Annotated in this window: 6 protein-coding genes and 1 pseudogene; 2 read left to right on the top strand and 5 right to left on the bottom strand. The window is 62.0% G+C overall.

Annotated elements, in window-relative coordinates; all coding sequences use genetic code 11:
• The first annotated feature begins 226 nt into the window (after nucleotides 1-226).
• Together JF66_RS12690 and JF66_RS12685 are read left to right on the top strand one after the other, a co-directional pair.
• Nucleotides 227-817: a recombinase family protein gene (locus JF66_RS12690; protein ID WP_035878632.1), complete on the top strand. Its 591-nt coding sequence runs from the start codon at nucleotides 227-229 to the stop codon at nucleotides 815-817.
• A 211-nt stretch (nucleotides 818-1028) separates the two neighbouring features.
• Nucleotides 1029-1787: a hypothetical protein gene (locus JF66_RS12685; protein WP_035878628.1), complete on the top strand. Its 759-nt coding sequence runs from the start codon at nucleotides 1029-1031 to the stop codon at nucleotides 1785-1787.
• 330 nt (nucleotides 1788-2117) lie between these two features.
• Here the strand turns inward: JF66_RS12685 and JF66_RS12680 are convergent, their stop codons facing one another.
• The 5 genes and pseudogenes from JF66_RS12680 to JF66_RS12665 all read right to left on the bottom strand — a co-directional run bounded on the left by JF66_RS12680 (nucleotide 2118) and on the right by JF66_RS12665 (nucleotide 7683).
• Nucleotides 2118-2951, bottom strand: a complete 834-nt coding sequence (locus tag JF66_RS12680) for an ImmA/IrrE family metallo-endopeptidase (protein WP_231556414.1) — start codon at nucleotides 2949-2951, stop codon at nucleotides 2118-2120.
• 84 nt (nucleotides 2952-3035) lie between these two features.
• Nucleotides 3036-3260: pseudogene (locus tag JF66_RS25330) on the bottom strand (helix-turn-helix domain-containing protein); the annotation flags it as partial.
• Complete coding sequence (locus tag JF66_RS12675) at nucleotides 3253-4014, bottom strand: hypothetical protein (protein WP_231556413.1); 762 nt, start codon at nucleotides 4012-4014, stop codon at nucleotides 3253-3255. The pseudogene JF66_RS25330 and the gene JF66_RS12675, both read right to left, overlap by 8 nt.
• A gap of 430 nt (nucleotides 4015-4444) precedes the next feature.
• Nucleotides 4445-6187 carry a hypothetical protein gene (locus tag JF66_RS12670; RefSeq protein ID WP_035878619.1) on the bottom strand — a complete coding sequence of 581 codons (1743 nt, stop codon included), beginning with the start codon at nucleotides 6185-6187 and terminating at the stop codon, nucleotides 4445-4447.
• Nucleotides 6184-7683 carry a hypothetical protein gene (locus tag JF66_RS12665; RefSeq protein WP_035878618.1) on the bottom strand — a complete coding sequence of 500 codons (1500 nt, stop codon included), beginning with the start codon at nucleotides 7681-7683 and terminating at the stop codon, nucleotides 6184-6186. Before JF66_RS12665 ends, JF66_RS12670 begins: the two co-directional genes overlap by 4 nt.
• Nucleotides 7684-8264 lie beyond the last annotated feature (581 nt).

Raw genomic sequence — 8264 nt, 5'->3', positions numbered from 1 at the left:
CTCCGGCTCGACCGAATGGGGAGAGAGCTTGATATCGCGGAGGACCGCGACGTAATTATCGGAGGCACTTGTCGGCATTCCACCATCTAACCGTGAACTGACCGTAGTCCGGGACGAACCGTCCATCAGAGTAGACCCAATTGAGCAGTTCATAAATGCATCGAAATCCCGTCAATCAGGGTGGGTTGCCGATATGATTGGACATAACCGACGGGGGATCTAAAACATGACTGGACATAAAGGACAGGTAGTCGGCTACGTGCGCGTGAGCGCAGCCGACCAGAACGAAGCAAGGCAGGTCGAAGCGCTCGGGGCCGTGGACAAGATGTTCTCCGAGAAGGTTTCGGGTAAGAATGCCCACGACAGGGTGCAGCTCCAGGAGATGCTCACGTACGTGCGCGACGGTGACAAGGTGCGCGTGAAGTCACCGGATCGTCTCGCGCGTTCGACGACTGACCTTCTCGCGCTCGTCGAACAGCTCAAGGGGAAGGGCGTCGCACTGGAGTTCGTCGACAACCCGGCCCTGAATTCAGATACCCCTCAAGGCGAATTCATGCTCACGGTTCTTGCTGCCATTGCTCAGCTCGAGCGCAAGACGATCCGCGAGCGGCAGGCAGAGGGCATCGCCGTCGCCAAGCGGGACGGGAAGTACGAGAAGGCTCCGAAGCTCGGATTGGGGCAGATCGCAGAGGCCCGCAAACGGGTCGAAGCTGGAGTGCCGAAAGCGTCGGTGGCTCGAGACCTCAGCGTTTCACGACAGACTCTCTACGCCGCACTGAACGGCACCGGGAAATACACCGCGTTGGTGGGCGTCTAGTGCCGACATTGGCCGCCTCACTGAACTGGATCTTCGTCAACTCGCGGACGCGAACCGACTTCCGACCGCCGCTCTAGCTCGAAGCCTGAGTGGTTCCCTGGCCACTCCGATGACAGCTATAAAGCGATGGCGCTAGTGAGGTTAACGAGCACATGGTGTGGGGCGACGGCCAGCACCACGTTTGCATATTGGCCGAGTATGGTTGCTCGCAATGGTCGATTGGTTCCTTGGGCTGCTGACGCCCGCTCAGTGGGATGCGTGGCGCAACTGGCTCGCGACCGTTGGAGGGCTCACCGCGCTGCTCATCGCGACCAACACATACCGTCGAAACGGCAAGATCAAGCGGGAAGAGCAAGCCCGGTTGGTTTATTCGAAATTCACGCACGTCGAGCACCACATGCCCGGCGCGACCTTCCCCGTGCTGCCCAACGACGCGACAATGGGCATCGGCAGCCCGGGCACACAATTCATCACCAACCCCAACCCTGATGCCCAGTACAAGCTAATGGGATTCGCCATCGCGCCGCTCATTCAGGCGACGGTCATCATCCACAACGGCAGCAAGGAGCTCATAGGGCCGGCGCGCGTGCAGATGGTCAACGGCGGCACCGGGAGAACCTGGGATGAGTTCTCGATCGGCGTCGGGGCAATCGACCCCGAGAGCGACTGTGTTGTCGATTTCACCTGGATCAACGATGTGCACCCCGGGCAGCCGTCGCTGGCCACCACGGTGATCTTCCGCGATGCCAGCGGGCAGTGGTGGCGACGCCACCGCGCCGAGCCCATCGAGCGAGTACACGACGACCCCGAGAATACCGGGCCGACGCCCACCGAGCGCGTGGGCATCCGCATCCAACAAGAGGCGATGGGAATTCCCAAGGCGCAGCGGGTGACCGACCCGAAACTCACGAGGCGGGTGCGATGGCACCGCTACTGGCGAAAGCGCGCGGGCAAGAGTCCGATCCCCTAGCGGCCGGTGGGCTGTGCGATGGTCGGGACGTGCCCACCGTCCCTTACGAGTTGCACCGACAAGCCCTGTGCAAGATACGCGACGCACGGCCGCAGATCTTCTACCGCACGACCTCTAACGGAGGCCGTCGTCATTCGCGCGAGCTAGACCATGCCGACCAGGTCGCATGATCACTACGACGCGTATCGCCATGCTTCAGCAGTAGCGATCGCGCCGAAGTCTAACGCTAGACGTTATCGCTATGATCGCTCGCGGGCTCGACGTTAAGCCGTCCGATCTCCTGTCAACCATCCAGTGTGTTTGCTCAAATTCGACAAAGATAGTTGAAATTCAGGTACGAGCGCCGCCCTCCGACTCGTCACCGACGAGCCGGAGCACTGGGCGTTGGTCTACCTCACCCAGTAGATCACGCACCTGAGCAGAACCTACTTTGAGGATTTCGGCGAGAGCGGACACACCCGCACCGCTGTCTGCGGCGAGCTCAGCGGCCTTGTTCAGTAGCGTCGGCACCTCCCCCGGGTAAGCGCTTGTCGGATCCGCCGCCGAGTCATTGACCATGGCGAGTCGCTGGTAGGCCCGTCGAGCCGATGACTCGGTCACACGGCCGCGCTCGACCATGCGACGGATCAGTGAATGGGGCGAGACTCCCCAAGTCCGCCCGAGCCGATCCAGGGGTGCAAGGTCGAGCCGCTGCGGCAGCGCGACGTCCATCGATGCGGCAGGCATCAAGAACGCGGCGGCGAAGTCGTCAGCTTCACGCTCGATCGCCGGACTTTGCTCGCCGGAGTCTGAGTGAAGAAGGAGATGTCCAATCTCGTGGGCGATCGAGAAACGGTGCCGGAACACGTTCTCACTCCGTCGTGGCGTCGTGACGACGATCGGACGGTCTACGATCATTGCCGAGAAGGCGTCCACTGCGTCGATCTCTCCGAGCGGACGCACGGCGACCACAATTCCGCGGGATTCAGCGGTCGCCACAAGGTGCTTGACCGGACCATCAGGCAGCCCCCAGTGCGACCGCAGGAGCACTGCGGCATCGGCAGGAGAAGTCCCGGAGCGGATGCTTGGAAGATCCGCGGCTGGAAGCCGGATGTAGCGCTCAAGCGCGAACGTCAACTCCCACACCAGGGTCGCGGTGGACAACGCCTTCTGCCGGTCACTCACGCGTGCCGACCGCAGACTCCTGAAGTGCGCGTTCACGGTGTCGATGCGAGCCAAAGGCCGACCCACGCTAAAGAAACCCGGTCGCACCTTCAAGCTCCTCGCGAGCCGATCGATCACCTCAGGCCGTGGCGAATTCACTCCAGCTTCGTACTGTCCGATCGCTGCAGCCGACACGCCGACATTTGCGGCCAGGTCAGTCTTGCTCACGCCGATCCGAACGCGCGCCTGTGTTAGCCGCGCGGGCTCGAACCGACCATAGCCGCCCCCTGAATCGGGGAGATCAAACAGGCCGGGCGAATTCTCACGCATCTGACGGCCGGTCCTGCTCCTGAAGTTCAACGGCCGGTGCGACGGGCGTACCACTGTCGAAGGATTCGATATCAGCAACGGCTTCATCCATGCTGAGCTCCGGCTCCCAAATCGTCTCTTCGCCGTGGAGCCGCACTTTGCCCGCGGCAAACTCTGCAACCGCCCACTCGATTGAGCCCAGATGCCTTGGCGACGAGCGAACCATCACGAGCACAACGGGCATCTCTCCACCGAGCAACGTCACTAGGCGCTGAACCTCAAGCCCAGCGACGCCGTCAAGGGTGGGCGCGCCGCCGTCCACGAAGCTGTTGTCGAAAAGTGCAGGCTCAGGCGGGGAGGCGGAGAATCCATTCATCCGGGTCGTGCTGGACGCGAAATCACTGACAGCATCAGGTGCGGAGGGAACGCGCCACACGTAGACCAGACAGTCGTTAACGATCGGGATTCTATAGCCACCCGGCGCCAGCTTGCGCGACGGGTATCCGCGATCTTTGAACGCATCACGCGTGTCGTCGAGGAGATCGCGCCACTGGCTGCCGAACCCCATCGCGTATCGCGTCGCGGCTGCTTCGTGTGCTTCCACGGCGCGCTCATGCCGGGCCTGCACGACTTCGATGACGAGGTCATGCACACCGGGAGAGTGCGATCCCAGCGCTTCAGCGGGCGAGTTCGGAACCATCGGCGTACCTCCTGCGGTTTCATCCGAACCGCGAACCGGCCGAATTAGCTTTATTATTGCACATGCGACGTGCACTTAGACTTTAGAGTCGTGGCGGCGTGTCATGCGCTATTGCCGAGGCCATCGCACTGCGCGCAGAAGACAGTCTCGACTATCCAGCGATGCCCAATGAGGCCAGCAGAGACAAGGTGACCGTTTGCGACGTCGTGTGGTGCCGTTGAGACGTTGGGCTGGCGTGAGGCAGAAAGACTTCAGTTGCAGAAATGCAGCTGGGGTCTTTTGCTGACTGCGGCTGGGTAGTCACATGTAAATGTCTAGCATCCCATGAGCCGCAGACAACCAAGATCACTTGTCCAAGACCTCGGCATCCATACGTCCCGCGAAGGTCCTTGAACGCGATTGTGTTCACAGAGCGCCGTCAGATTGGTGGCTCAACTGTCGAAGACTGTGGAGTCTAGTTCGAGGATCACTCGCTCGATTGGGTCGGCGAGGAACGGTGAGCGCGTCAAGGCAGGATCATCGGGGTGGCTGTGTCACGCGCATGCGCACCCTCTGACCCTCCTCGAGTCAAAGCTGCACGAGTTGACCTAACTCCGGTGGCGACGTAGCCCACGAGCGGGTCGCCGTCCTCTACGAGGGCATCGATGATCCCAATTGGCGCATCGGGATTCATCGCGACCAAGAGCGCGAGTTCGATGCTGGTGCCAGCCAGCTTTGCGAGGATTTCGGGTGGCGTCGCGCCGTTGAAAGCAACTGCCTGGCGCACCTCGGCATCCGTGTCGTCGGCGAGAGACGCTAGGCCGGCCGCAGGCGTGTTCGGGTTCGCTGCGACTGCGCGCCTCACTCGGGCGCTATGCCTGTCCCCACCGAGGAAAATGAGGAAGTCCGCGGGCGTGCGTGGGTCGAATGCGACCTGCATCCTCGTCTCCGCGCGCCGGCTCGCGACCATTTCCTCGAGGTCTGTTCTGCTTGGGGCTGACATCTGGTAGGCGTGCTCCCAGGCGGACTCTGCGCGATCGCGGTCTTCGGTGCTCGTCGCGGGGTTCCGGAACGCGGCTGACCGCACGGATCTGTCGTCGTCTAGGAGCAATGCGCCCAGCTCGGCAGTACTGAGCCGCGGGCATCCCGCGGCTCCTGCTCGCACCTCAGGATCGTCATCGAATGCGAGTGTAACCAGCAGGGCGATGTCCAACTCCGCGTTGCCCGCTGCGGCCGAACGCACACTATGGACCGGATCGGCAGCCAGCACGGTGAGAGTCTCAGACGGCGTGCGAGAATTGCCCGCGACGGCCTGGCGGACGGACGCGTCGGTACTCTTGGCAAGTCGCGCCAGGGTCCGAGTTCCGGCACGTTCGTCGTCGGCTGCGACCCGGCGCATATCAGGGTCGCGAACGCGGCTCTTGGAGAGTCTGTCGAGCGCGTCCTCAAACACGTCATCAGTCAGCTCAATGTCTGGCCGTGTGGCAACCGTATTAAGCACTTGGAGCAACTCCTCGCCTGCGCTGATCTTGAGGAGGCTCTCCGCGATGGAGACCGCGAGTGCGACAGGAGCTCGTGGGTTCGCCACAACCGCCAAGCGAACGGACGGGTCCTGATCTTGGGCCAGGCTGACAATCGTTCCGGAGGGTGCCGCGTCGTTTCGCGCGAGCGCTACGCGCACTCGAGAATCTCGGTCACCGACAAGTATCCTCGCGGCAGCCGAGGGGATCTTGCTCGAGGTGGCGAGCCGTTCTCGGGGCTCGAATGACCTTGTTGTGCGCAGTCGTGGTAGAAGAAGCGCGAGATCCTCGGCGGGGAGAGCAGAGTTCTCGATGAGTCCAACGAGGACGTCGAATGATTTCGTCCCCGCCAGGTCGCGGAGATTAGCGAGAGGTGTCGAGGGGTGAGTTGCGACGAGCTCCAGGGTCTCCCTTTCGAACTCGGCCGGGGTGCGGCTGCGATGCCAGGTTGGCTGGTTGTCTCCCTCCATCCGGAACCGGATGCGCTCCTTCCGAGAAGCTGCAAGCTCACCGAGCAGAGCCCCGAAAAGATCGTCTGGAACGTCGACAGTGCGCTGAAGCGCCGACCAGCGAATCTCGGGATCAGCGTCAGCGAGGAGAGTGGCAAGCACCGAGGCGTCCACGACTGGCAGGTCCACGGCGACCATCTGTCTCACCCAGTCTGGGCGGTCCCTACGAATGAGGTCCTTCTTCACGAGGTCGGGGATTCCCACCATTAGGCGGTCGGGAATAACGGTCGACCGCCTCATCTGCTTGCCCAGTATTCGCTGGCCATCGGGAGAGGAATACGGGGTCTAAGGCCCGATGAGGTGCCCCTCGTGAGAGCCAGGAACTGCGAAAACCATGGCCTGTCGAGCGCCCCGTCATCGCGGTCCTGCAAGATCCGCACGACGGTAGGCCCTGATTCGCGGGGCTGGGCGACCTCATCGCCGGTCATCGACTCGATGGACGGTTGCGTCGCTCGGGAACTTGTGACGAAAGGTGCCGCCTCTAGCGCCTTGAGTTGAGCTTTCGGGGTCCGGGGGTTGGCCGCGGCCACACGTCGGACGACGATGCTCTTATCTTGGGCCAGCGCTGTCAGCACGTCCGTCGGCGCGCTTTCATTCCCCGCTACGCCCTCGCGGACTGAGGCGTATCTGTCCCGCGCGAGCTCGCGCATCGTCGCTTCTCGGAGCATCGCATTTCGCCCCGTGCGGAAGCGGATACCCACATCGCTGTTCCGGGCCAATTCGACAAGCATGTACTGCGGTGTGTTCTTGTTGTCGGCAAGTAATTGGTTCTTGCGGCACTGAGTGACCTGGACGTGAATACCCATCTGCTGGCCGCCAGCTGCTTTGAGAAAACCCTCCCGGAGCGTGGGCAGCAGCTCACCAGGGTCACCGCCGAGAAGCATCTCTAGCCCCCAGGTCCTCGTCAGCCCCTGTCTCGGTAGCCACACGCCGACAGTCCGGATTCGCAGGGAGTCGTCACAGTCGAGCATGACGTAGCCGAGTAGTTGACGGAGAAAGTCACGCAGCTTCGCAACCGTTAGCTTTCCGTACGCCTTGCTGTCGATGAGTACGTCCCCAACGAGCCAATCGGCATCCGCGCCACCGACAAGCATCGAACCGGCGAGCACAGGGTTCGGCTCGAAACGCTCACCGCTGGCTATCTGCATGCGCCATTTATTTATCTGGGCGCTGTTCGACTCCATCATCGAGCGAAGGTCTTCCAAGGAGGTCTTGTCGAGGTTGTCCGCGAACGCCTGGCCGTCGACGGCAGTATCGCACGCCTTCCCGACCGACCCGTTCAGGACTTTGATCATGTCGCGATGCATCTGCTCGCAGTGGGCGAGCAGGAGCGCTGCACGGTCCAGGTTGGCCTCGCTGGAGGGGCTCTCGAGGATCTGCACGGCCACGTCGAACGCTTCCGAAAGGATCTTCGCCCGATGGGAGCCGTTCTCGACTTCATCTTGGCGCAGGGACAGCTCCGTGACGCCCAGGTTAGCGGTCGAGTCTTGAGCATCGAATCCACCGAGCGCGATTCGCACACGGAAGTCGACGGCAGTTCCCGCCCGAGCGACATCCACACCGATGCTGGGTGGCAGGATCACGGCGCTGGCGGCTAGCTCTACTAAACCCAGCGTGTCGGCTGCGGACAGATCTCCGCCAATTCCGCCCTTGAGCGCCCGCAATGCCGGCGAAATCCCGTCGATGTACGCGCGGACCGGTGAGCCTGAATCCCCCAGATGCTGCGTGAGGCTCACGAGTCTTCCAATGTGAAACCCCGCCGCTGAGAAATGCCGGAGCCCGGTTTCAATCGAGGGAAGCGTAGGGTCGTCGTCGATACAGCCATGCCACAACGCTAACGTGCTCTCGGCAGCGGAATTGGTGGCCTAGCCCGATGCGCATCAGGTACAGCCGTCGCTGTCGAAATACGGGCGCCAGGCGCCCATGTGCCTAGACGCGCAGGGCTGCTTCTTGAAAACGTCTTTTCCACGCCATTGGCTAGCTTTCCATGAACTAGTCGTAAACGTTCTGCCCGAAATGGGGGTGGGGTGCACCGTGTGCGCACAAGAAGTCGCTGAAGATTCCTACGCACGATGCGAGACAAGGCTTGTCGGCACGGCGCCGGTCACCCCAGGGGCACCCCGTTCACATCGAACACCTGCCTCACCTCCCTGTTTACAAAACGATGGAGCGCCTTCCTGCCAGACTCTGCATGTAGAACACCGATGTAGCGGTACACCTGGGGGGGACAAGCGTGAATTTACTGGTTGATGAGTTGGCTGAGGATTTCCTAGTCACGATCCGAAATTGCAACAGCATCACCCAAGCGGAGATCACA

Origin of the sequence: Cryobacterium sp. MLB-32, from assembly GCF_000738085.1 — a bacterium.
Classification (GTDB): Bacteria; Actinomycetota; Actinomycetes; order Actinomycetales; family Microbacteriaceae; genus Cryobacterium.
This window is presented reverse-complemented; position numbering and strand designations above follow the sequence as displayed.

Coding starts and splice junctions, on each gene's coding strand:
- JF66_RS12690 (WP_035878632.1), top strand. CDS start 227: ATGACTGGACATAAAGGACAGGTAGTCGGCTACGTGCGCGTGAGCGCA.
- JF66_RS12685 (WP_035878628.1), top strand. CDS start 1,029: ATGGTCGATTGGTTCCTTGGGCTGCTGACGCCCGCTCAGTGGGATGCG.
- JF66_RS12670 (WP_035878619.1), bottom strand. CDS start 6,187: ATGAGGCGGTCGACCGTTATTCCCGACCGCCTAATGGTGGGAATCCCC.